At 36.5% G+C, this 25,229-nt stretch carries 23 protein-coding genes; 8 read left to right on the plus strand and 15 right to left on the minus strand.

Annotated elements, in window-relative coordinates; translation table 11 throughout:
- Positions 1-39 precede the first annotated feature (39 nt).
- Positions 40-1,293, plus strand: coding sequence for an NAD(P)/FAD-dependent oxidoreductase (locus tag AEQU1_RS12435; RefSeq protein WP_111881601.1), 1,254 nt, complete (start codon positions 40-42; stop codon positions 1,291-1,293).
- Positions 1,294-1,374: 81 nt separating this feature from the next.
- On the opposite strand, the gene AEQU1_RS12440 is transcribed toward AEQU1_RS12435, so the two are convergent.
- The 3 genes from AEQU1_RS12440 to AEQU1_RS12450 all read right to left on the minus strand — a co-directional run bounded on the left by AEQU1_RS12440 (position 1,375) and on the right by AEQU1_RS12450 (position 3,549).
- Positions 1,375-1,602 carry a hypothetical protein gene (locus tag AEQU1_RS12440; protein WP_111881602.1) on the minus strand — a complete coding sequence of 76 codons (228 nt, stop codon included), beginning with the start codon at positions 1,600-1,602 and terminating at the stop codon, positions 1,375-1,377.
- A 457-nt stretch (positions 1,603-2,059) separates the two neighbouring features.
- A complete protein-coding gene (locus AEQU1_RS12445) occupies positions 2,060-3,211 on the minus strand; it encodes an ATP-grasp domain-containing protein (protein ID WP_111881747.1) in 1,152 nt (383 codons plus the stop codon).
- Positions 3,212-3,315: 104 nt separating this feature from the next.
- Positions 3,316-3,549 carry a hypothetical protein gene (locus AEQU1_RS12450; protein WP_111881604.1) on the minus strand — a complete coding sequence of 78 codons (234 nt, stop codon included), beginning with the start codon at positions 3,547-3,549 and terminating at the stop codon, positions 3,316-3,318.
- A 326-nt stretch (positions 3,550-3,875) separates the two neighbouring features.
- Here AEQU1_RS12450 and AEQU1_RS12455 point away from each other — a divergent pair, with 326 nt between their 5' ends.
- A complete protein-coding gene (locus AEQU1_RS12455) occupies positions 3,876-4,202 on the plus strand; it encodes a hypothetical protein (RefSeq protein WP_111881605.1) in 327 nt (108 codons plus the stop codon).
- Between the two features lie 91 nt (positions 4,203-4,293).
- Here the strand turns inward: AEQU1_RS12455 and AEQU1_RS12460 are convergent, their stop codons facing one another.
- The 8 genes from AEQU1_RS12460 to AEQU1_RS12495 form a co-directional block, all read right to left on the minus strand.
- Positions 4,294-4,944 (minus strand): carboxymuconolactone decarboxylase family protein, encoded by a 651-nt coding sequence (locus AEQU1_RS12460; protein ID WP_111881606.1) that lies wholly within the window; start codon positions 4,942-4,944, stop codon positions 4,294-4,296.
- A gap of 123 nt (positions 4,945-5,067) precedes the next feature.
- A complete protein-coding gene (locus AEQU1_RS12465; protein ID WP_111881608.1) occupies positions 5,068-5,679 on the minus strand; it encodes a class I SAM-dependent methyltransferase in 612 nt (203 codons plus the stop codon).
- Between the two features lie 178 nt (positions 5,680-5,857).
- Positions 5,858-8,251: a phosphoenolpyruvate synthase gene (gene ppsA, locus AEQU1_RS12470; RefSeq protein ID WP_111881609.1), complete on the minus strand. Its 2,394-nt coding sequence runs from the start codon at positions 8,249-8,251 to the stop codon at positions 5,858-5,860.
- Between the two features lie 97 nt (positions 8,252-8,348).
- The gene (locus AEQU1_RS12475; protein WP_111881611.1) at positions 8,349-9,032 is read right to left on the minus strand and encodes an ABC transporter ATP-binding protein; all 684 of its coding nucleotides are present in this window, start codon (positions 9,030-9,032) and stop codon (positions 8,349-8,351) included.
- The gene (locus AEQU1_RS12480) at positions 9,033-10,292 is read right to left on the minus strand and encodes an FtsX-like permease family protein (protein WP_111881613.1); all 1,260 of its coding nucleotides are present in this window, start codon (positions 10,290-10,292) and stop codon (positions 9,033-9,035) included.
- Positions 10,289-11,374 (minus strand): efflux RND transporter periplasmic adaptor subunit, encoded by a 1,086-nt coding sequence (locus tag AEQU1_RS12485; RefSeq protein WP_111881614.1) that lies wholly within the window; start codon positions 11,372-11,374, stop codon positions 10,289-10,291. The genes AEQU1_RS12480 and AEQU1_RS12485 overlap by 4 nt, the downstream gene beginning before the upstream one ends.
- A gap of 673 nt (positions 11,375-12,047) precedes the next feature.
- A complete protein-coding gene (locus AEQU1_RS12490; RefSeq protein WP_408730909.1) occupies positions 12,048-12,635 on the minus strand; it encodes an alpha-ketoglutarate-dependent dioxygenase AlkB family protein in 588 nt (195 codons plus the stop codon).
- 76 nt (positions 12,636-12,711) lie between these two features.
- Positions 12,712-13,224, minus strand: a complete 513-nt coding sequence (locus tag AEQU1_RS12495; protein WP_111881618.1) for a VOC family protein — start codon at positions 13,222-13,224, stop codon at positions 12,712-12,714.
- A 120-nt stretch (positions 13,225-13,344) separates the two neighbouring features.
- Here AEQU1_RS12495 and AEQU1_RS12500 point away from each other — a divergent pair, with 120 nt between their 5' ends.
- The 4 genes from AEQU1_RS12500 to AEQU1_RS12515 all read left to right on the plus strand — a co-directional run bounded on the left by AEQU1_RS12500 (position 13,345) and on the right by AEQU1_RS12515 (position 18,320).
- Entirely contained in the window at positions 13,345-13,671 is a 327-nt protein-coding gene (locus AEQU1_RS12500) for a helix-turn-helix domain-containing protein (RefSeq protein WP_111881619.1), read from the plus strand.
- Positions 13,672-13,925: 254 nt separating this feature from the next.
- Entirely contained in the window at positions 13,926-14,483 is a 558-nt protein-coding gene (locus AEQU1_RS12505) for a LemA family protein (protein WP_111881621.1), read from the plus strand.
- A gap of 94 nt (positions 14,484-14,577) precedes the next feature.
- Positions 14,578-16,311: a DUF2207 domain-containing protein gene (locus AEQU1_RS12510; protein ID WP_111881623.1), complete on the plus strand. Its 1,734-nt coding sequence runs from the start codon at positions 14,578-14,580 to the stop codon at positions 16,309-16,311.
- Positions 16,312-16,427: 116 nt separating this feature from the next.
- Positions 16,428-18,320, plus strand: a complete 1,893-nt coding sequence (locus tag AEQU1_RS12515) for a VWA domain-containing protein (RefSeq protein WP_111881624.1) — start codon at positions 16,428-16,430, stop codon at positions 18,318-18,320.
- 71 nt (positions 18,321-18,391) lie between these two features.
- Here AEQU1_RS12515 and AEQU1_RS12520 read toward each other — a convergent pair whose 3' ends face one another.
- The 4 genes from AEQU1_RS12520 to AEQU1_RS12535 form a co-directional block, all read right to left on the minus strand.
- A complete protein-coding gene (locus AEQU1_RS12520) occupies positions 18,392-20,827 on the minus strand; it encodes a gliding motility-associated C-terminal domain-containing protein (protein WP_111881626.1) in 2,436 nt (811 codons plus the stop codon).
- 54 nt (positions 20,828-20,881) lie between these two features.
- Positions 20,882-21,718 (minus strand): ABC transporter permease, encoded by an 837-nt coding sequence (locus tag AEQU1_RS12525; RefSeq protein WP_111881628.1) that lies wholly within the window; start codon positions 21,716-21,718, stop codon positions 20,882-20,884.
- Positions 21,719-21,724: 6 nt separating this feature from the next.
- On the minus strand, positions 21,725-22,621 hold the full coding sequence (locus AEQU1_RS12530) for an ABC transporter ATP-binding protein (RefSeq protein WP_111881629.1): 897 nt from the start codon (positions 22,619-22,621) through the stop codon (positions 21,725-21,727).
- A gap of 286 nt (positions 22,622-22,907) precedes the next feature.
- Positions 22,908-23,411: a hypothetical protein gene (locus AEQU1_RS12535; protein ID WP_111881631.1), complete on the minus strand. Its 504-nt coding sequence runs from the start codon at positions 23,409-23,411 to the stop codon at positions 22,908-22,910.
- A 282-nt stretch (positions 23,412-23,693) separates the two neighbouring features.
- On the opposite strand from AEQU1_RS12535, the gene AEQU1_RS12540 reads away from it, so the two are divergent.
- Both AEQU1_RS12540 and AEQU1_RS12545 read left to right on the plus strand, forming a co-directional pair.
- Positions 23,694-24,626: a peptidylprolyl isomerase gene (locus AEQU1_RS12540; protein WP_111881633.1), complete on the plus strand. Its 933-nt coding sequence runs from the start codon at positions 23,694-23,696 to the stop codon at positions 24,624-24,626.
- Between the two features lie 67 nt (positions 24,627-24,693).
- Positions 24,694-25,224: a YfiT family bacillithiol transferase gene (locus AEQU1_RS12545; protein ID WP_111881634.1), complete on the plus strand. Its 531-nt coding sequence runs from the start codon at positions 24,694-24,696 to the stop codon at positions 25,222-25,224.
- Positions 25,225-25,229 lie beyond the last annotated feature (5 nt).

Genomic DNA, 25,229 nt, shown 5'->3' on the forward strand with positions numbered 1-25,229 from the left:
ATTAACTTTGTCGGCAATAGATATATTTATCAACTAGAAATGAAAAATTCGGATTACAAAATACATATCATTGGAGCGGGAGTTAGCGGCTTAATTGCGGCTACTGTTCTTGAGCAAAATGGATTTTCTCCTGTTATTATTGAGGCTACTGATAGGGTGGGAGGAAGAGTAAAAACGGATCTTTTAGAGGGATATCAATTAGATCATGGCTTTCAAGTATTACTAACCGCTTACCCATATGCCCAGAAGTATCTCAACTTGGAATCTTTAGATTTACAAAAATTCTTACCAGGAGCAGCCATTTATAAAAATGGGAAACAAATTGTGATAGGCGACCCCTTAAGAGATGCGTCGTTGTTATTTTCTACACTATTTTCAGGCATCGGAACTTTTTCAGACAAACTTAAAATACTTCAGCTGAACCATAATTTGAAGAAAAAAACGTTGTCCACCATATTTTCTGATAAAGAACAGACTACGTTATCTTATTTAAAAGATTTTGGTTTTTCAAATGAAATGATAGACGACTTCTTCAAACCTTTTTTCAGCGGTATTTTTCTTGAAAACAAATTAGAAACCTCCAGTAGAATGTTTGAATTTGTGTATAAAATGTTTGGAGAAGGTTATGCCGCATTACCAAAAGCCGGTATTGAAGCGATTCCGAAGCAACTTTCCCAAAATCTAAAGCATACCACTTTTAGGTTCAACACTAAAGTGACCGCAGTAAAAGATGGAGAAATTACACTTGCTGATCATACCCAATTAGAAAGTGATTTTACTATTTTGGCTACAGATGCAAATAACCTAATTGAAAATTTAAAAAATCAAGCATTGAAGTGGAAGTCTTGTGATACTTTATATTTTGAAACTGAAAAGAGAACCATTAAAAAACCGTTAATCGGTCTTATTCCAAAAGAGGGAACTTTAATAAATAATATTTTTTATCATACGAGTTTAGCTACAACCAAAAAACCGAATAAAGAATTGCTATCGGTAACCGTTATAGAGCGTCAAAACTTAAGTGATCAAGAACTTATAGATCGGGTGAGCGAAGAATTAAAAGAGCACTGTCGTATTGTTACGAGTAGGTTTATTAAACAATATACCATACCAATGGCATTACCAGATTTGGCGGACTTACGCTACGAAATGTCACCTTCGGAAACACGTTTAACAGATGGCCTTTTTTTAGCCGGAGACACACAATTAAATGGTTCTTTAAATGCTGCTATGATTTCTGGAGAACGCGCTGCACTTGGGGTGATAGAAACGATATCAAGTACCATTTCTTAGGAAAAAGGTTTTAGTAACGATACTTAAACCAAGGGTTTAATGCTGTTCCCAGAACATTCAATTTGATAGTTGTGCCCATGCCTAAATTCCTGAGCTGGGTCTTCCTTTTAATCGAATATCAATCCTTTTTTTCTTTTCCGTCAAGCGCTTCATTACCTCCATTAAAGAGTCATCTTTTGTTTTTTTGTAAATCTCGTTAATGGCGAGAATAAGTCGCTTTGCTTCTCGTGTAGCTTCTACTCTATCACTGGTAGTAAGATTACTCATACTAGCCTCTTCAAAAGCTGTTGCTTCTTGTAAAATATCCATAGATAATTTTGATTAATCGCTGGTAAAACTATTAAATCAAAACAGATTTTACAAGTACTAGAGCCTAGTTATGAATATTTTAACAGGACAGATCGCAGTAGATAAGCTTATTATTGGTTTTGAAATAAAAATCACTAGAAATTTTATTCCAGTACCAATGAATATAGCGCTTTGCCAAAAATAGAGTTTGGAATTCCATTATTTATAAATCTTTTCACCTAGAACTTTTTTACTGTAATGACGTTTAAACTGCCAATAGAGTAAGACCCTTTATTGTTCTAACAGTAACTAAAATATCAATAATTACTACTACAATCTCTAATGGTGTATTTAAGATTCTTAGACGGTTGGTATGAGATTAGTTGAGGTATATTTTCAAGCCACGAACGAAATGAACTGGTTCAGAGATTTTAGTAAGTAGGTTAGAACTAGCAATAAGTTATAAACGGAGTTAGCCTTAGTATTTTCTAATATATTTATTTAAATCAGAACTTAGTATTTCTTTTAATTCTCTTTCATTTCCTTCACTTGTTTCAGTAAATAAAATTCCAAATGCAGGGTATTTATTAAAATCTAATTTTCTAATAACTAATATATTTTCTAAATCTTGTTTAAGCATATCAAAATCAAAATGAGAGATTTCTGATGGTTTAAAACCTGAATTATTGTTTAATAAAATGATGCTATAAATTTCATCTTTCTTATTTTTAAAAACTTCATCCCAATTCGGTTTTTTATTTTGAATGAAATATTGGTATGAATTAAACTTAAATGCATACCACGAAAGATCTCCAGTCGTGCACCACCCTCCAAATCGTTGCGGGTTTATTTCTATTGGTTTTATGATTCCTTTTTTATCAATTCTAACCTCTACATGTAAAGGAAAATTTTTCAAATCAGCTTTTTTCCCTATGGGTTTTAAAAACTCTTCAACGCTTTCTTTGTACTTGCGAATTATGCTTTGAGAATCACTTACATCAGTACTTGAAGAAAACATATGATGTAGAATATTTAGAATAACCACTTCTCCATCATTATTAAAATAGGCATCTATGGCAAATTCTTCTCCTTCTATGTATTCTTCTATAATAAAAGTAGAAGCATCCATTACCTCTTTAGGATAAATGCTTTTTAGATTATCATAGTTTAACTCTTTTTGAGCAGTATGCCAGTCAGACTTGTTACGAACAATATGTACTCCAATACTAAAAAAACCTAATGAAGGCTTAATAACAAATGGAAGTTTTAATTCATTAATATCTAAGGTTTGAATATCATCTATTTTAATTTTTCTAAACAGGAAATCAGGAAATATATCTTTAGTTAATTCTCTAAATTTAAGCTTGTCCTTAAATAACCTTATTTGGTTAGGTAGGTTAGTTTTTTTTAGATTGTTGAAAATCCAAGTTAATGCGTTCTCGGAATTTGTGTAAACAAGAGGATTTGGACTGTTTAGGATTTTATTCTTCGCATCATTTTCAGAAATCCAATTCAAAGAATTATCATTAATCAATGACTTCGCTTCTTTAGTAGAAACAATTTCAAAATTATTTTCTTTAATAGTTCTTACTAGAAAATCTGAAATATATGGGTTGTCTATAAGTATCATTTTTATGTTCGTGTTCGTGTTGGTTAAGGCTAACATATAGATAAACACTATTATAGTTTTTACTCCCATAATATAGTTATCTACTTAAAGAACTTCCAAATATATCAATAATTCCAACTTAGTTTTTTCTTAAAAAAATAAATGAGCAAATTAAGAGGTTCTCCAAGTGTCGCTATATTTTCGTTTAGTTCTACTTGTTTAACAATCTCAGAAAAATCACCTGTTAGTTGACGATTCCAACAAATCGTGTTTATTTCTCCTTGAAAAGGCGTGGAAACCAGATCTTGAAAATTTTTGACCAGTTGGATTTGATTTGTAGCATGAGGTAAATCTATCATAGGGGAACTTTAAGTATTAATTATAAAGTCGAAAAGAACGGGGTAAGGTTGCTAAATACGTTTGATCTTAATCTTCTATTGTACTTATACTGCAGCTATTTGTAAGATTGTTTTCAAATATAAAATAAAAGTAAAATATCCGCGATCACTGGAAAATTCATGAAGTATATTATTGAGCTTCTTTTATTATTTTAAGGGTTTACTAGAGTTGCCCGCAATTGTATTTTAATAAATTGATTCATAGTGTTTATTTGATTATAAATGATATATATCATTTATAATCAAATAATTAAGTGCTATTTTTATATAATTAAAAAATAAATATTATGGGTAATGTTACTAAAGGAACAAGTAAAATAATTTATTGGGTTCTATTGCTATTGTCATTTGTTATTGGTGTTGTTTTTTACAATCTCCTTCATGGTCAATTTAGCATGCAATTTCTTCTGTTTTTCTCAGGGGTACCATTTTTTTTCTTTGTTGCAGGAGTTTACGGTTTAATGTGGCCAATTATTAAACCTTCTGGAGATGCAACCTACATAAGTCATGCAATTATAGTAGGGGTATTTTTTGTTATATTATTTTTTATCCACGTTTGGCTAATCTTACCTCAAATATGTCCTGATTTTGGAGCCTGTCTGCTTGGGGGGTAGATTCAAAATGAAATTAACTTCTTACGTATGACCCAGTATTAATTATAGTTTTATTAATACGGTGGTTATTATACGGGTATCAGTGTGCTTTTTATTCAGATTTGCTGTTGTCAAATCGTATATTAGGTAAGCCTAAAAGCCCTCTTAAGAATCCGTGAATAATCGCGATTGGCAGAAACAGGATGCTTATTATTAGCATGCTAAGTTCGTAAAATAAGGAACTGTCTTTGTATGGTTTTCCTTTAAGTCTAGATTGCAATGCACTGAGGGGGATTCCGTACATATTTCCTGTAATCATCATTTGGGAAGCCGAAAGTATAATTTGTGCTTTTTCTTGTCCGTATTCTTTTACAATTGCGTCATAAGCGTATTTCTTTGGGAACCCTCTTGAATCTGCAAAATGTTGGGCAAATAGTATTGCTTTTGCTTCTTCAGGTTTAATAAAATTACCTCCGCCTCCTTCACTTAAAAAGCTGTTTATTTCTTCGTTACCCATTCCTTGGCGCAAAGCCATTTTAGCGTGGCCATAGGAGCAGATTGCACAACCATTTACTTCGGTTACTGCCAATTGTATGCGCTTCACAAAATTTTGGTCAACTAACTTACTTTTATTATTTCCAATTAGTTTTGACATTGCCCTTGGGGCAAAAACGGCGGCGCGATACATTTCCAATAAACTGAATTTACGTTTAAATTCACTTCTTGAACTTATTGATTTTGGTAATGTTATACGCTCTTTCATTTTTTATTTGCTTCTCAATTTCTTTAGCTGATCGCTAAGAGTTTTCAGCTAGTAGAGGAGTCGCATTTTTACCGAAATACTATCTTTTTGATACGTGTTTTTTGCGTTTTTTTATGCCGCTAGCTACTTTCTACCTGTTAACAAGAAAATAGGATAATTACCTATTGGTTTTTCCATTACACTTGCGGTTTGAATCTTCAATTCTTTAAAACCAGCTTTTTTTGCAATGCTTAAGAATTCGTTTCTGTCAAATCCATTATGAAACACTCCAGTGTCCTCTGTATGAAACGAACCATCCTCTGTGTCGAGATCGGCTATGGCAATGGTTCCATTATCCTTAAGCAAGGAATAAAATTTATTGAAAAGCTCTTGAACGTTTTCAATATGATGAATAGTCATAGACGAAATGATAGCATCAAATTTTGTGTCTAATGTTTCTTTGGTTAAATCTAGCTGCACTATTTGAACCTTGCAGTCTATGGTATCTATTTTAGATTTTAAAACGCCAATCATAGCTGCAGAAACATCGACTGCTGTAATTTCACTAACATATGGAGCAACTTGAGATAATAACAATCCTGTGCCGGAACCAAAATCCATAATATGCATTTCCTTTGAAAATGATAGCTCCTTTAGTATTGTTTGGCCAATATTAGCTACATTTTGAGTTCTGGTTTTTTCTCCATCATATTCCTTTGCCTTTTCTGCAAAATAATCTTTTTGTTCTGATTTCATTTTTTGATTTATTTTAAAATTCAGCCATCTCAGCTGCAATTAGTAATTAGTAATGAATAAAAAAAAGCTAATAAAAGTCTATTCAACAATTAAACACCTCAACAATTAAACAATTCAACAATCTAACAATCCAACAGTCCAACAGTCCAATAGTCCAACAATCCAACAATCAAAAACTCTATTCCCCCTCAGCCATTGCAATATTTTCAATTCCCTTTATTAAAGCATCAGGATTAAAGGAAATACTATTAATTCCATTTTTCACCAAAAACTGGGCATATTCAGGATAGTCACTTGGCGCCTGTCCACAAAGGCCCGTATGTGTTTTTGTCTTTTTTGCTTTTGTCAAAGTCATTTCTATTAGCTGCATTACAGCGGGATCAAAGGGGTTGAAGATTTCACTCAACAATTCAGAATCTCTGTCTGCCCCTAGTGTAAGTTGGGTAAGGTCGTTAGAACCTATAGAGAAGCCGTCAAAGTGTTTTGCAAATTCTTCGGCAAGCAAGGCATTGCTTGGTATTTCTATCATTACATACAACTCCAAGCCGTTTTCATTGCGTTTTAATCCGCATGTGCGCATTACTTCAATTACTTTTTCAGCTTCAGGAATTGTTCTGCAGAAAGGGATCATCAGTTTTACATTGGTCAAGCCCATTTCATCGCGTACCATTTTCATCGCCTTGCATTCCATCTCAAACGCGTCTTTGTATAAAGGATGATAATAACGGGAAGCACCTCTAAAACCTATCATGGGGTTTTCTTCACTAGGCTCAAATTGCTTTCCTCCAATGAGATTTGCATATTCATTGGATTTGAAATCACTCATCCTCACAATTACATCTTTGGGATAAAAAGCGGCTGCCATTTTTGCCGTTGCCTCAGCCAAGGTCTGAATAAAATACGCTTCCTTGCTTTTATACAAGCGCGTTGTTGCTTCAATTTTTTCTTTTGCAACCAAATCCTCAACTTTATCAAAATGCTTTAATGCCATTGGATGAATGCCGATGGTATTGCTGATAATAAACTCCATACGCATTAAACCCACACCATCGTTTGGCAAAAGTGAAAACCCAAAGGCCTCATCGGGATGCGCAAGAATAAGCATGGCTTTTGTCTTAATCTTTGGCACATTGGAAATATCTATTACTTTTTCGTCCCATTTTAATAAACCATCATAAACCACCCCCATATTTCCGTTTGCAGTAGAAACGGTGATTAGTTGTCCGTCAACAATATTCTTTGTTCCATCCCCCGTTCCAACTACGGCACTGGCGCCTAATTCCCGGGCAACAATGGCAGCATGGGATGTTCTTCCTCCTTGGTCTGTAATGATAGCTGATACTTTTTTCATAACAGGATCCCAATCGGGATCGGTACGTTCAGTCACCAAGATATCTCCCTTGTTTAATTTTGATATTTCAGAAGGAGATCTTAGTAATCTAGCTTTTCCTGAAACAATTTTATTTCCTAAGCCAGCACCGCTGCAGAGTGTTTTTCCTTTTTCTAGTAGGCTGTATTGTTTGAATATATTTTGTTTTTTATTACTATGAACAGTCTCTGGGCGTGCCTGCACTATGTATATTTTTCCGTCTTCTCCATCTTTAGCCCATTCTATATCCATTTGGCATTTGTAGTGCTCCTGAATAATGCAGGCCCATTTTGCTAGCTGCACTACTTCTTTATCAGACAGTACATATTGATCTCTTTTTTCTGCCGTTGTATCCAGATTTATAATGGCCTCTTCTGGTTTTAAAATTTCATTGGCTTGAACGGAAGAATATACCATTGTTTTTATTTTACTTCCCAATTTACGTGCAATGATTGGTTGTTTAACCTTTCCTAGCAAGGGTTTAAAAACAAGAAACTCATCTGTATTCACAGTTCCTTGCACCACGTTTTCCCCCAATCCCCATGCACCAGAAACGAGCACCACATTTTCAAAACCTGAATCAGGATCTATAGTAAACATCACACCCGAACTGGCAATATCTGAACGTATCATCATTTGGACACCAATAGATAGCGCCACTTTCATATGGTCAAAGCCATTGTCGAGTCTATATTTTATAGCTCTATCAGTAAACAAAGAGGCGTAACAACGCAGGCAAGCCTTTAATAGGTTTTCGGGGCCTTTAACGTTTAAATAGGTTTCCTGCTGCCCTGCAAAACTTGCATTTGGCAAATCTTCGGCTGTGGCGCTGCTGCGAACGGCAAATGTTTTTTCTGAACCAACAGCTAATTGCAATTTGGAATACGCCTCAATGATATTTTCTTTAAGTATCTCGGGGAAGTGACCTGACAGTATCAAACCTCTGACTCGGAGTCCGATTTCAGATAGGTTATTGAAAGTGGTGGTATCTAGCTCTGAAAGCATTTCAGTTAAACGAGGAACAAAATTATTTTCATTTAAAAACATCCAATAAGCTTCAGCGGTAATTGCGAAACCCTCCGGCACCGCAACTCCTTTTGATGAAAGTGCTTGGTACATTTCCCCAAGGGATGCGTTTTTACCACCAACAATTGGAATATCTTTTATACTTACTTCCGAAAAATGTTTTATTAGTTCCTTCATTATTTCTGTTTTTTATATTTTTTTAATCAACTACAAGAGCCAAAAGCCAAGGACAGAGACGACCCACGAATCACAACTCACGCTTCACGACTAACCATCAACCAAAAACAATCCTTCCGTCATCCAGTTCTATAATTCGCTCCGTTTTATTCGCAAAATCTAGATCGTGTGTTACCACCAATAGAGTTTTATTAAAAGTCTCAGTGAGTTCTTTAAAAATATTGAATACAATATCGGCATTCTTGCTGTCCAAATTTCCAGTAGGCTCGTCACACATTATTATTAGTGGGTCGTTTATCATAGCGCGCGCTATTGCAACTCGTTGTTTTTCGCCACCTGATAATTGATAGGCCATTTTCTTTGCTAATTTCTCGATGCCTAGATCTTTTAAGAATTCATAGGCATTGTGTTCTAATTCTGCTTCGCTTAACTTATTCAGTTTAAAACCAGGTAGCATTACATTTTTTAGGGCAGTAAATTCATTTAACAAATAGTGAAATTGAAAAACAAACCCAATCTTTTCATTTCGAATAGCGGCTAACTCTTTTTCTGATTTGTCGCGTATGCTAACATTATCTATCAAAAGCTCTCCCGTATAGTCCGTATCCATCGTTGAAAGAATATAGAGGAGCGTAGATTTTCCACTTCCCGATCTACCAATTATGGAAGCGTATTCCCCACGAGAAAGGGTAAACGAGATATCTTTTAAAACATCAATCTTAACCGGATCGTGGAATGATTTACAAATTGAACGTGCCTCTAAAACGATATTATTTTCCATTTACTTACCTCTAATTATTATTACAGGATCAACCTTACTTGCCTTTCTTGCTGGTAACCATCCTGCCAAGTAGGTTGTTGCTAGCGCAAATATTGCTGCAATTGAATAATATTGCATTCCATAATTTATGGGGTAGGTGGTTACCGTTGGCAGAGAAGTAGTATGAAATGGAATGGCATCAATAACTAACGAGAGTAAAAACCCGAAAAGTAAACCAGCCAAAGCCCCCGCAATACCAATACTCATTGAAATGGTGATAAATATTTTTTTTACATCGGCACCAGCAAAGCCAGTGGCTTTTAAAATGGCAATGGTATCCATTTTTTCATAGATCAGCATATTGAGGATGTTATAGATCCCGAAACCCGATACTATCAATAAAGTAATTCCCACCGCATACGAAATTATAGAACGCACACTGCTTCCTGTTTCAAATTGTGCATTGGCAGTTTGTATATCTTCAGCATCAATTTTAAAAAAGTTTCCATATTCAATGGCTAGTGCAGGAGCCTGGACTATGTCTTTTAATTTTATTTGAATATCACTTATATAATTACTGTTTTCCCCAAGAATTTTCTGCGTAGTTGATAAGCTGGCGTAGCTTTGCACCTTGTCTATCTCAGCGATACCCGACTGAAAAAAACCGATAACTTTTAAGGAAAATTGCTCCCCTTCGGTGGAAGTTACAGTTATTATGTCGCCAATTTTGGCCATCATTATATCAGCCGCTCCTTTGCCAAGGATTATGCTATTTGGAATGATTTTGAGTTCTTTGTAATTCCCATCAATTATATAATCGCTAAAAGAAAAAAGCTTTTCCTCCTGCTCAGTATCAACACCGTTTATAATCCCATTCAGGTCAATATTTCCGAGGTTATAAAAAACTTGGGCTGTAATTTTAGGAGCTACACCAAAAACGCGTTTGTCTTTTTTTAATTGGTTAATAATTTGTTGTGCATTATATATTTCTTTTCGGGTATTGATCGGTTTTACAGAACTAATAAAATTATGGTGATCCTTGTATTCTTTGCTCAAGTCAATAGGCTGTAGCTTGGAGGGAAGAATATCATTGTACAGTCTTACGTGCGGGGTGCGATTTAAAACCATTCCATCTAGCAGTTCATTTAAACCTTCCATAAAACCTAGTAAGGATATAAAAAAGGCAATGCTAAACGTTACACCAATGGCAGCTACGAGGGTTTGCTTCCAACGAGCGAGCATAAGGGCAATAGCAATTTCTGTAATATGTTTTACCTTCATTCTTCCGGCAGTTCTATGAGAGTGGTCTTGTTTATCCCGCTTTTTATTTCAACTAAATCGTAATCCATTAAGCCTGTTTCTACTTTTTGGAGTTTACCTCCTTCCAGCATAACATAGGTGTCGTTGATTAAATAATTTCTCGGAATGGTTAGGGCATCTTCTTTTGAGTTGATTAAAATATTTGCCTCTGCGGTAAGATTTGGAAAAAGAGCGCCAGGTTTTTTAGTAAATATTGCTTCAGCCTGAAAGGAGCGCGTTCGTATGTTCATCATTGGATCAATAGTTATAATTTCAGCTTCAAACACTTGGTCTTTATAACTATCCATCGTAATAAGTACTTGCTGGCCTTTCTTTACTTTTACGATATCGAGCTCGTCAATACTCAATTCTATAATAAATTCATCTGTACCAATTACGGCTTCGGGTTCTAGGCCATTGGTTAGCTCGCCTTTCTCTTTGTTAATTTTGTAAACCACGCCATCTACCTCGCTCCTAATAATGAAATCGTCTTCCATTAGCTTTGCGATTTCTAAATTGTTCTTACTTTGGTCTGATAGCAGTTTTAACTGACGTTTTAAGTCCTGATAATTAGTACTTGCCCTAGCTAAATCTACTTTAGCGTTTTCAAAATTTAATTCCTTTTGCTCAAGTTCTACTTTGCTCCCTATGTTATTACTCCATAGATTTTTTTGTCTATGGTATAAAAGGGAATCGTTTGTAAGTTTTTTAGTTGCCATATCAATGGCTTTACCTGCATCCTGTAATTTGTCGGCATTTAATTTATAGTCGGCAGTAGCTGAGGCAAGCCGCGCATTTTCAGTAGCTATTTTTAAATCTTTATTATCCAATTGAAAAATTGGGTCGCCCTTTTTTACTTGCATCCCCTCAGTGACAAATATTGTTTTGATTATGCCACTAAACCTACTGTACACTTCGTATTGCTTTTTACTTTTTATAAATCCCGAGGCGTAAACGCTTTCAGTAATGCTTTTAACTTCAGGCGTAATGGACTCTTTTTTTTTGGTACAGGAGAGGGTTAAGTAAATAAATACTGAAAGTAAAAAAAGAGGTTTATAGTTCATGAGTGGTTTTATTTTTTTCTAAAGAAAGAAACTGCTTCTATTTTTCTAGGTGAAAGGCGCAGTATCTTGACAGCATTTAATTTTTATTTGTTGAAGTTTTATTTTAATTCTATACAGTCTACCAAGGGTTGCATAATAATTCGTCTTTAAATTATTTTAAAATAATCTTAGCTCATCTAGAATCAGCCTTTAAAAAAAATCAAGTTTAGCTTTTGAGTACTTGGCTTCATTTTTCAAGCTACATATTGAGCATAGCGAAGTATTGTTTCGGGTGCGGTAGCTGGTTCTTTCCCAGAACTAGTTCTTGTATAAATATAGGGAATCTTTTGGAGTTGACATCAGATGGATGTCTTTGATTTGTTGCCGAATACTAGTGATTAAAACTAGTTCAAAAATATGGAAAAGGGATTTTTCTTTCCATAAATGGGCCACTCACGGATACTCCATAGCAAAGCCATAGCAAAGCCATAGATACTTCATCAAATTGTAAGAAAAAGGGCCTTTTTTCCTACAAAATTAAAACAAGCCCTACGGAAGTGTTTAATAATTGTTCAAAAAGAAATAGCATATAATTCGAAGCACCTCTTGATGACTCAAAAGATTATAAATTCCGTCTCATTGAACCTCTTCCTTTGTCACTCTTCCTTCGTCGCTCGTTCTTCGTCGCTCGTCATTAAACATCAATAGTTCTAAAAGTCAAATTAATCCTCGGGGACTGTACTTTCTTGGTTGGTGGCAATCTATGTAGCCAATGGCTTTGTGTAGTGCCCTTCATTATTAAAAGACTGCCGTGTTCTAAGTTTAGGGAGATTGTTTCCTTGGTTTCTTTGTGTTTAAAGGCAAACTTGCGTTCGGCACCCAGACTTAAAGAAGCAATTGCTCCATTTTTTTTTAAATCCTTTTCTGCATCGCTATGCCACGCCATGCCTTCCTCGCCAGAATGGTATAGGTTGAGAAGGCAACTGTTGAAGGTTTCGCCACATTTAGCTTCAATCTGCTTTTTAAGCTCCAATAACTCTTGAGTCCACAAATTAGCTTTCTTGGTTATTTTGGAATAGGTATATTCAAACTCCGTTTCGCCATACCACGCTACTTTGCGTTTGGTGATTATCTTCTTTCCAAAGATAATGGCTTCGTCGTTTTTCCAGTTGATTGTATTAAGAAGGGTTTCGTAATAATGGTTTGCTTCTTCAGTAGAAAAAATGGTACCGTAGTAATTTACCGTACCATCTTTGGGAAGCAGGTTGATGTTTGGATCCATTTCGAAATCAAATAATTTCAATCTTCAATTTTTTTATGGCTTATACTTGGTTTAAATATCAAGTTTACTGCCGATTCTATTTTGTATAAGCACCCGAGGAATATGTCAATTCATAACTATGTGTATATATTTCGAAAACAATTCCGAAGGGATCTTCCACATAACACATTTTAAAGGGCTTTTCATTTGGATAATATTCTCTAATGGGCATTCTTTGTTTTCCGCCGTAAGATACTATTTCATCTATTAGTTTTTCAATATTTGGATCTTGTACGCTAAAGTGGAAAAGTCCAGTATTAAAAGGGTTGAATTCCGGGGCTTCTTTAACTCCCTGTGGAAATGAGAATAATTCAATTCCAATGCCATCTGAAGTTGCCAAATGTGCAATTTCAAATTCTTCCCAATCATCCCCAAATACATCAATACACATTTGTCCGATTGCGGTTTCTTTTTCCTTTTTCACTGTGGAAGGCTCCATAATTATATACCATCCCATTACCTCTGAATAGAATTCTACAGCCTTATGGATGTTCGGAACGGTTAATCCAATGTGTGAAAATGATTTTGGGTAATTTTTATTTGTTGTCATAGCTCATATTTTGTAATGCAAATTTAGGTTATATTTACCTAATCAACAATAACTTACCTTTTTGTGCTCTAGTTACCTAAAGGGGTTAAATATTGATTTTCAGCATATTATAAATTAAAAATGAATAAAGATAATTACTGTCCCCTCAATTATACAATGAATTTAATTGGAACTAAATGGAAGCCTTTAATTTTATTTCACCTATTGGACGGCCCATTACGATCAGGTTTATTACAAAAGAAAATTACAGGAATTTCAAATAAAATGTTTACTCAAACGGTAAGGGAACTAGAAAAAGATGGTCTTATTTCCAGAAAAGTATTTGCTGTTGTTCCTCCCAAAGTGGAGTATAAATTAAGCTTGAGAGGAATATCTCTTGAAGGAGTATTAAGAAGCATGGATGAGTGGGGTTTACAAGACAATCAAACTGAAAAGAAAGTCCATTAAAGGATTTTCGGGAATGGGCAGTATTTTTTGGTTATAGTGGTAATAGGCGCCTCCGAAATTATATAGTATCCGCCTTTCTGCTTTTTTAAGTTTACTACAGAACAAAAGAGCTCATAAGAAGTACTTAGGCAACTATTTTAATTAGACGTTTTCATTTTATCTTAGATAGGTTTTATAGGTATAGAAAAGAGAAAATTATAGTACCTTAGATGTTCATTTTTAAATATTTACTTTAAATTTTAAACCAAACAATTATGAGTGTTATATTTCTTCTTTTGGGCGTGCTAGTTGTAATAGCTTTATTGCTCGTTATTGTCTTCAATCGTTTTGTGAAAAACAAAAACATGGTGAAAGATGCCTGGAGCAACATAGACGTTGCCCTTAAACGCCGTTACGATTTAATACCAAACCTTGTGGAGACCGTAAAGGGATATGCAGCTCACGAAAAAACAACTTTAGAAAACGTAATACAAGCACGGAATGCTGCAATGGCGGTTCCTTCTGATGAAATTAATGCGCAAATAAAAGCCGAAAACCAACTGCAACAATCCTTGCGAAGTATTTTTGCTTTGGGGGAAGCGTATCCAGATTTAAAGGCAAATGCCAGTTTTTTAGACCTACAGCAAAAACTTAATGAAATAGAAATAAACCTTGAAAGAAGTCGTCGTTACTACAATGGAACGGTTCGAGAGAACAATACGTATGGCGAAAGCTTTCCGGGGGTTCTTTTTGCCGGAATGCTCAACTATCAGCATTTCGATTTCTTTGAAGCAGATGAGGCTACCCGCGAAAACGTGAAAGTGAGTTTTTGAGTTCTAAGTTTATGGGTTCTGGGTTAATTTTTTATGAATTAAAAGTCCAACAATTTAGTAATCCAATAATCCAGTAATCCAAAACTAATCTGGAATGAGTACCAACAATGTCATACTAAAAGAGAATAGCCCCTTGCAATTAAATAGAAAACTGTTCCTGCTTCTTTTCGGACTCCTGTTTTTTCTGAAAGGATTTGCCCAAGATTTTGAGATGAACCATAGCCAAGTTGATATCTATATCAACGAGGACGGTTATTTTGATGTAGTTGAAAATTATGATCTAAACTTCACTACCTATCAACACGGTATTTACAGAGACATTCAAGTAAAGTATGATTTGATTACCGAAAAAGGAAACCAGGAAAAACGCAGAATTAAAATCAGAAAGATTGATGTGCCAAATCACAAATTTGATGCAGATCCAGATTTTGTTCAAAAAATAAGTGACAATCTTCAAATCAAAGTTGGCGATAAGGATGTAACTGTTATTGGCCCACAACACTATCAAATAAAATATAGGGTTTACAATGCGTTCCTGTTTGAGGATTCGCAGATTCTTTTTTATTGGAATATTAAAGCATCGGGATGGAATACTTTATTTCACCAAATAGATTTCAGCATTCATCTTCCGAAAAATATGGACGCCAATCTAGACGATATATCGGTATATTCTGGTTTTGCCGGAGATACCATAGTTAGTAAAGATTTCGATGTAAAATATAGTAATAGAATTTTTACTGCCAAAAGCCGTGAAAATTTTCTTTCCGCTCCAGATCAAAGTGTAACTGTTTCGCTTAATCTTCCCACGGGATCTATCAAGGAAATAAAACCTTGGTGGCCCTTTTGGAGCGATTATGGCTGGACGCTTATACTGGGTGCAATGCTTTTTGTTTTTTATTGGGTTTGGAATAAATATGGCAAAGACGACAGGGTAGTGGCTACCACCAGTTATTTTCCACCTAATGGTGTAGATCCTGCAATGGCAGGTTTCTTGGTTGATGATAAAGCAGATACGCCCGACTTGATTTCCCTAATTCCCTATTGGGGCGCACGGGGAATTATTAAAATGGAGCAGGTTCCCAAAAAAGGATGGTTAGCTAAAGATGATACAAAACTAACCCAGCTTCGTCCCTTACCTGAAGGCGCTCCAGATTATGAAGAGAAGATTTTCAAAGGACTCTTCGGAAGCAGCAGTAGTGCCATTGAAAAAGAAGTACTGATAAGCAGTCTAAAAGATTCCTTTTATACAACAATGGCAAGCGCCAAAAAACTATTGGGGGACAAGGCCCAAATTTATTATGACAAAGAAGCAAAAAAAATGCAGACTTGGACTATAGTTGGTGTTTTGCTACTTGGTATTTTTCTTTTTATTCTCTTTCTGCTTAGCTGGGGACTTTGGGCCGCTTTAGCAGTAGTTCCAATTTCACTTTTCCTTTTGTTTATGACTATTTATATGGTGAAGAAGAATTCTCTGGGCAACAAGGTTTATTCTGAATTGAAAGGGTTTAAAAACTTTATAAAAATAGCAGAGGAAAATAAGCTGAAAATGCTTTTACAGGACAGCCCATCCTATTTCGAAACTACTATGGGTTATGCGCTTGCATTTGGTCTTTTTGATCAGTGGGCAAAAAAATTTGAGGCACTTAACTTGCAACCTCCAAGTTGGTATACTTCTTCTTCAGGTGCATTCACGATGCACAATTTTACTCATTCGTTTTCAGATTCCATTTCTTCGGCTCAATCTACAATGGTTAGTTCGCCTTCCAACAGTGGTTCCGGAGGTTCCTCAGGAGGTGGTTTTGGAGGTGGAGGAGGCGGAAGCTGGTAGTTGATTAAGTAAAAACATATTTCCCTCACTCAAAACACCAGTTCCCTCATTTCATATTTTTTGACTCTTTAATGTGCGGTAGTTTTACTTCAAGTTTAACACTAAAACCACATATTATGAAAACACTTTTCACATTTTTAGCAGTAGCGTTGCTGGGATTCCAGCTTCACGCACAAATAGTTACCGTAACAGGCGTAGTATCTGATAATACTGGACTTCCGTTGCCTGGTGTAAATGTTATTATTAAAAAAACTAGCAATGGCACCCAAACAGATTTTGATGGTAAGTACAACATTGAAGCTCAAATTGGACAGAAATTAGTTTTCTCATATGTCGGTTTTGACACCCAAGAAGTTAAGGTTAGAATGGCTGGGGAAATAAATATTAGTTTAAACCCAGGTTCTGCTTTGGATGAAGTTGTGGTTACGGGTTATGGAGCAACTAGAGAGAAAAAATCTGTGAGTCATTCAGTAACCTCAATTAATAGCGAATCATTTAATAGAAAGCTACAGGGAAAAGCCGCGGGTGTTCAAGTTACAAATGATAATGTAGGAGCAACACCATCTTTTGTTATCAGAGGTACGTCGTCTAATCTTTCAAACCCCGTATCTGATAACGAATCCTACGGCCGTATAGAAGAAAACATTTTTAAAAGCGTTTCTACCGCGCCACTTTCTACATTTTCTATAGACGTTGATAAAGCAGGTTACAGCAACATCCGCCGTATGTTAAACAACGGACAGGAAGTGCCACAGGATGCTGTAAAGATTGAAGAAATGGTAAACTATTTTGCATATAACTATCCACAGCCAACAGGCAAAGATCCATTCTCTATTACAGCAGATGTAGTTAACTCACCTTGGAACCAAGATGCCAAGTTGGTGCGAATTGGTTTAAAAGGAAAGGATATTTCTATGGACAATGTGCCACCTTCAAATCTAGTTTTCCTTTTAGATGTATCTGGCTCTATGAATGATCCAAACAAATTGCCATTGTTGAAATCAGCGCTAAATGTGTTGGTTGATAAGCTAAGAGAAAAAGATAAGGTTTCTATAGTGGTTTATGCAGGTGCTGCTGGTTTAGTGCTTCCTCCAACTTCAGGCGCAGAAAAACAACTTATCCGTAATGCAATTGAAAACCTTAGTGCCGGAGGGTCTACAGCAGGAGGAGCCGGTATTCAATTGGCTTATAAAGTCGCGGAAGAAAACTTCAGCAAAGGTGGCAACAACCGCATAATCCTAGCGACTGATGGCGACTTCAACGTGGGCGCATCCAGCGACCGCTCTATGGAAGAATTAATTGAGGAAAAACGCAAAAGCGGTGTTTTCTTAACCTGTTTAGGCTTCGGAATGGGTAATTACAAAGACAGCAAAATGGAAACCCTAGCTGACAAGGGCAACGGAAACCACTCCTATATTGACACTATGCAAGAAGCACAAAAAGTATTGAGCACAGAGTTTTTCGGCACACTTTATACCATCGCTAAAGATGTAAAAATTCAAGTGGAATTCAACCCTGCCAAAGTACAGGCCTACCGTTTGATTGGTTACGAAAACCGTTTGCTAAACGATGAAGATTTTAAAGACGACACCAAAGACGCAGGCGAATTGGGAAGTGGCCACACAGTTACCGCTCTGTATGAAATAATTCCCGTTGGAATAAAGAGCAAATATTTAAAAGATATAGACAACTTGAAATACACCAAGCAAACCAACCAGAATTATACTGATGAAATGCTTACCGTAAAATTCCGTTACAAAGAACCCGATGGCGATGTGAGCAAGCTGATAGTAAAAACAGTGAAAGACGATAACAACTCTATAGAAAGTGCCTCAGAAGACTTGAAGTTTTCAGCAGCAGTGGCCCTCTTCGGAATGCAACTACGCAACTCTGAGTTTATCAATACTAAAAAGAAAGAAGACGTAATAGCCTTAGCGGAAGCGGGTAAAGGCAAAGATAATGATGGCTACAGAGCAGAGTTTATTCGCTTAGTAAAGAGCAGTAAGTAATTCTGAACTATAGTTTTGTGAGGTGGTTTGGTTTTTTTGAGGGGAAGGGCGCGTGAGCGCTCTTTCTTTTTTTAATAATTTACATAAACCCAACCAATAAAAGCATCGGGATATTTGGGGTCGTTTAAAACCAAAACGTAATAATATGTACCTACTGGCACTGTGCTTCCTGTAAAGAGAAGGCCTTGCGTAGCCACACCATCCCAAAAACCATCTGCGTTGTGAGCGGTGTGTATTAGGTTGCCATCGCGGGAATAGATGTGCAGCTCAAAGTTTTCGTAAATGTTCAGCAGGTTGCTAATTTCAAAAGTATCGTTAATACCATCGCCATTGGGTGAAAAACCCTCGGGAATAAAAGGAGCACATTTTTCTGTGGTCAATAAAAAAGAAGCTGTGGCAAAGCAGATTTCATTTTCCAATCGCACATAAATAGTCTGGGGATCAGCATTGTTTTGATATTCAGTAGAATTATTGATTGGATTGGTGTTTTCCAAAGCGTTTTCCAAAGATGTAAAATACCGAATAACATCATCCGCCCCGGTGCGAATTAAATCATCTTGAGCAGTTAAGTCGAAAGTAGCGGTGTTAAAACCTATATCGCACTTTAATAAATTAGACAAATTGGGGATGGGAGGGATGCTTTCAAAAGCAATAATCTGCGTAAAACTATTGTTGTCTTCCCGAAGTTCTTCAACTAAACCATTGCCATTACCATCGTCATCAACCACAGCAGTGATGGTAAAGGTATCTGGTAAACTATCGGGTAATATAACTTGCACTTCGCCATTTTCACTTTCGCCAATTGGAATGCTTTGTAGCGTTTGTGTAAGTCCAAGCAAAACCCCATCTGTATAAAATGCTATCGAAGTATTTGCTGGCAAAAGCGCCGTGGCGTCCAAATTATAAACCGTAAAAGGTAATAGCAACGCTCTATCGCGACAAGCTGAAATTTCGGGAAGTTCTATAGTGGCATCGGGCAAGGGGCAAGGCAGTACTTCAACAGTAAAACTGTCTATAAGAAAACAATCGGGATTTGAAACACGTATGTAAATAGTTTGTGGGTTTTCGGTATTTTGAAATATTTCAGGATTGGCAATAGGGTTATCATTATTCTGGGCATCCGCTTCTGTAAGGTGAAAGCTCAAAGCATAAATAGGATCTATTTGGGAAGTGGCTTCGGTTAGATCGAAATATTCTTTTCCAATAACATCACAAGTATCCAGATTGTGAAGCCCTGTAATTACCGGATTTAGAAGCCAATGGATTGGTGTTTCGTCTTCGTTATTATCTTCGTTTATTTCATCGACTATTCCTGTGCTGTTGCCAGTATCGTCAACAACAGCTTTCATAATAAAATCGGCTTCAATATTGTTGGGAATAGTAAACATGATGGTTCCACTTTCTTGTCCGTCAATAGGAATAAGGGCAGCGGTTTCACTTTGCGCTACCAAGGCTTCATCCGCATAAAAAGCAATAGGTGTTCCCGTAGGTAAAACATCTGTGCTGTTTAGGTTATAAACAGTGTAATTTACCGTAAGCTCCCGATTGCCACATTCCGTGCCGCCAATAATACTGTCTATGGAAATGGTGGCATCGGGCAGTTCGGTATTTAAAACGGTAATAATATTGTTCACCATCACAAAATCCTGCCCGCTGGTAAGTTGAATAGTCGCCGAAGTATCTCCTTGATTTATATAATTTGAAATAGGATAGACGTCGATATCCATATTGTAAAGCACATCGCTTCCGGTAAAACTATTAGTGCCGTTAAAGGCATTGTCGGGAGGATTTAGCGGCAGATTACCGAGAATATTTCCGTTAATGCGAAGGGTTTCGTTAACAGCAAGCCCTTGATCGCCTTCCCACGCAAGGAAACCAATCTTGGCGCCTTGGGTGTCCAAGACCATTAAATTATTCAAAGTAATGTTTAAGTTTTGGTTGCTTTGTGAAACGCTTTCCAAGCCATCAAAAACATTCACTTGGTTTAGGGGGAGGTTGGCGTCTTCATAAACTACTGTAACTGCCCACCCGCCAAAGTTGGTGCCCGACCCAGGCGGACTGCAATAAGTTGGGATTACTTGAGTAAGATCTAAATCTGCAAGTGTGTAATTACCGTTGCCAGTAGTTTGAATTTGTTGGGTTACATCTGCAAAAGCAGCAAAATAGATATAATCAATACCGCCACTGTTGTAGGTAACATTAAAAGTTCGTTCGGCAGTAAGAGGTATTTGGTTAAAGGTAACATTGAAATCGCCCGGCCCAGAGCCTGCCCAATATAGGTAGGCCGCCACCACTTCTTGGTTCGGTTGTAGTTGAAAATCGGCACTGCTGCTGGTAAGAATAAAACATTGGCCACCTTGTCCGTTTTCTTCAACGTTTAATGTATTTCCAAAAGCGGTGTAATCATAATTGCCATTAAACTGTTGGAATAATTCAATATCCTGAGCAAAAAACGCAGTGGAAATTAAGGAGCAAAGTATAAAAAAATAACGCTTTAAAGAAAACATAGGGGTTGATTGCTTGCTAAATATAGACAAAAAATCAAAGGGAAGGAGTGTTTTTTAAAGGTCTCTTTTCTTCAGAATAGCGTAGGACCAATAGAGGAAAAGGCTTGTCCAAACTAAAACGATAAAAATATTCAACATACTTACGTGGTAGTCTTTCGTAAAACTTTCGCCTAACTGATTTGCCGCAGATTGGATAGCCCCCAAACGGCTAATAGGTTCTTTGATGAGGTTTGCCATTGCATTTAAGGGAAAGAATTGCGCAACATTATCTGCAACATCGGTGTCCTTAAAAAATTGCCATTTCATTAAGCCGTAAAACAACCATTCAACAATTTGCCACACAATCAAAAAACCGAGCGCAAACGCAGAACGCTTTACCAAAACCCCAAGGAATAGACAGAAGGAAAAGAAAGCAACTAATTTTATAAAATAGGCGCCAATGTATTCCATACCACTGAAAATGATACCTATTTCATTGTAATCTGAAAAAATAAGTCCTAAGATTAAAGAAACGCCAAATATAAATACTGTTGATATTGCTGAAAAAAGCAAAACCGTAAGAAATTTTGAAAGTAAAAATTCTTTCTTGCTCAGACCGTCAATAAGGTTCTGTTTTAAAGTTCTATAACTGTATTCATTGCTCATCATAGAAACAATCACAATAGCCAAAAACAATTTTAGAATAGCCGCCATATAGGTGTTGAAATGCCAAATAAACGGAAAGTTGAATATTCCTTGGTCGGCCACGCGAAAGTGAAAATCACCAAAGTTGAATTCAATAGATGCAATCAAAGCGATAAAGGTTATGAGTAAAAAATAAATAATGGAAATAACCTTAGCCGCCCGATTATAGCGCAGTTTTTGGAGTTCTATGTTTAACAGTCGTAGCATCTTGGGTTAGTTTTGTTTGGTAAGTTCAAGGAATTGTTCTTCGAGGCTTTCCTTGCGTTTCACAAGGTGACTAAGGCTAATGCCTTTTTCAAAAAGGAGCTTGTTCACTTCAGATGCATCCATCGGGGCGTTGAGGTAAGCGATGATAAAATCACCTTCGCGCTTTACGGTGCCAAAGGCGGGGTTTCCTTCCAAAGCATGTTGCAGTGCTTCCATGTTGTTGCTCTGCATTGTTAAAAAGCCGTGGCTGGCGTTCATGCCGTCCACGCTACCAGAATACAGACTTACCCCTTTCCGAAGAATTACCACGTGGGTACACACCTTTTCAACTTCGTCCAATAAATGTGACGCCAAGAGGATAGTAGTTCCCTGTGAAGCAATCACTTTTATGATTTCCCGAATTTGGTGAATTCCCTGCGGATCCAAACCATTGGTAGGTTCGTCTAGAATTAATATTTCTGGATCGTTCAACAATGCTGAAGCGATTGCCAAGCGTTGTTTCATTCCTAAGGAAAAAGTACTGAACTTACTGTCTTTTCTATCCAAAAGCCCCACAAGCTCCAACTTCTCGTTAATCTTTTTTTCTGAAACCTCTTTTATCTTGCAAACCAGTTGTAGGTTTTGCACAGCGGTCATATAGGGGTAAAAATTTGGACGTTCAATAATGGCACCAACTTTTTTTAAAGCGTTGTGCGTATCTATTTTACCATCAAACCATTTAAAGTCGCCAGCAGTTTTGTTCACCACGTTCAGTACGATGCCGAGTGTGGTACTTTTTCCACTGCCGTTTGGTCCGAGGATACCGTAAACATTGCCTTTTTCAATAGTAAAGGAAAGATTATCTACAGCTGTGAGTGATCCAAATTTCTTCGTTAGATTGTTTATTGTGAGAATGTTTTCCACAGGGTAGTTTTGGGCCCGATAACTTCGGGAGGTTTATTATTTGACGAATGGACGAGGGAATTGTTACAATTTTAAGTGAGAAGTGGGAAGAGAAGTGGGAAGAGATAAGTCAGAAGTTGTGTGGAAACGTTTAGGCTATGGTTTCGTTGCGAAAAATATTCGAAGGACTTTTCCGCTGTAGTCGAAGATAGCAAAACGGCAAGACACGAGCAAAGCGAAATGGCGCTAGCAATTCCCGAGAGGAAATTCCCCGCAATCAACTATAGCCGTTGTTTTAAACTGGCTATTATTCAATCGTACCATTAAATGTTTTTGATTCACTATAAATATTTATTCCGAAAAGATTCCACTTTAAAATTCCGTTAGCAGTAAATTCTGATTTTTCATTTGGTTTGTAATTATTGGTGTTAATCGATTTAAATTCCCAATCGTAACCGCTAACAAGACCATTCAAAAAACTACTACTTTCTATTGGGATATACTCATTTTGGTTAATCGAGTATTTAATAAGCATATTAATATCAAAAGTTAAATTGTCTTCAAGAATTACTTGTTTAATTTTGGAATCATTCTTTTTGTTATAGTCTTTAGTTATAGTTATTCGGTTTGAGTTTTTTTCTGAATTAGAGGCAGAAATTATTTGAACAATTCCGATTATCATTATAAAGATTGAGATAACTTTAAATTGTGGTTTAAATATTTTTTTTCCTTTTTCGATAAATTCAACAATCAGATATAGAAAATAAAAAATAATCATTCCATTTATTATTGACCAAATTAAATATATCATAGTTTCTCGTTTTCAGCTTTTTTACAACATGTGGATAAACACTATATAGTATTTATTCCCATTATATCTTTAATTCCAAATATACAAATTCACCTATTCCAACCCCCTCTATATAAATTCCCAACACCAAAAGATCTTCCGCCAACTTAACAGATAGTTTCTAATCCCTAATCTAAAATCTCTCTTTGCTTTTTCTTTTATTTCTAAAAACTTCCAACTTCGTATTTCCAATTTCATACTTCGTATTTCCGTACCTTTGCAATTCATTAAAAAACAAATGCAATGCAAGACGGGATTTACGCAAAAATAACGACAGAAAAAGGAGAAATTCTTATAAAACTTACACACGACAAAACCCCGGGAACGGTTGGAAACTTTGTGGCTTTGGCTGAAGGTAACCTGGAGAATTCAGCAAAACCACAGGGAACTCCATATTACGATGGGTTGAAATTTCACCGGGTACTTCCTGATTTTATGATTCAAGGTGGTGATCCAAAAGGAACAGGTTCTGGTGGACCAGGGTATGATTTTGAAGATGAATTTCATCAAGATCTTCGCCATGATACTCCGGGTGTGCTTTCTATGGCAAATTCTGGACCTGCAAGCAATGGTAGCCAGTTTTTTATCACCCATGTTGCCACGCCTTGGCTGGACAACAAACATACCGTGTTTGGAAATGTTGTTGAAGGACAGGATGTTGTTGATAGCGTTGCGCAGGGCGACACTATGAAAAAGATTGAAATAATTCGCGTGGGCGAAGAAGCTAAAAAATGGAACGCCGTGGAAGCTTTTAGAAGATTTACTGGTGAAAGAGAACAGCGAATTGCTAAAATAAAGGCAAAAGAAGAAGCAGAACTAAAAAAAGTTTCAGAAGGTTTTGATAGAACCGACAGCGGACTTCTTTATAAAATAGTTCAAAAAGGAAGTGGTAAAAAAGCTGAAAAAGGAAAAACAGTTTCAGTGCATTACAAGGGCGCACTTACTGATGGCACTGAGTTTGACTCATCTTATAAAAGAAAACAACCAATCGATTTTCAATTGGGTGTTGGGCAGGTAATCTCTGGTTGGGACGAAGGCATCCAATTATTGCAAGTGGGCGATAAAGCTCGTTTTGTGATTCCTTCACAACTAGCCTACGGCGAACGCGGCGCTGGCGGGGTTATTCCTCCAAATGCTACCTTGATTTTTGATGTGGAATTGATCGATGTAAAATAGTCTAAAAACACTTTTAATAAATAAACAAAACGTCTCGAGCTATCGGGGCGTTTTGTACTTTTAACACATGGATTTAGAGAAACTAAAATACCCAATAGGCACCTTTGACTGCCCTTCAGATATAACTCCTGAAAAATTGGAGGCTTGGATTTCTATATTGGAACATTTTCCAAATAGATTGAATAATTTAGTGAGCAACCTTTCCGAAGCACAATTAAAGACACCCTACAGACCGGAAGGTTGGACAGTGCGGCAAACAATCCATCACATTTATGACAGCCATCACAACGCCTATACCCGTTTTAAGTGGACGCTAACGGAAGATAGACCAACAATAAAAGTTTATGATGAAAAAGCTTGGGCAGAAACCGAAGATGCCAAAAATGCGCCTATTGAATTGTCTTTAGCTGCAATAAGTGCTTTGCACGCAAAATGGATTTATTTAGTAAAGGGATTATCGCAGGAACAATTGCTAAAAGAGTTTCATCATCCAGCCCGCAACCGTAATTATACACTTGCAGAAACAGTGGGAAGTTATGCTTGGCACAGCAATCACCATTATGCACATATTGAAAATTTGTTGAAACGGGAAGGGTAGAAGTA

The sequence above is a fragment of the Aequorivita sp. CIP111184 genome, assembly GCF_900489465.1.
Lineage (GTDB): Bacteria > Bacteroidota > Bacteroidia > Flavobacteriales > Flavobacteriaceae > Aequorivita.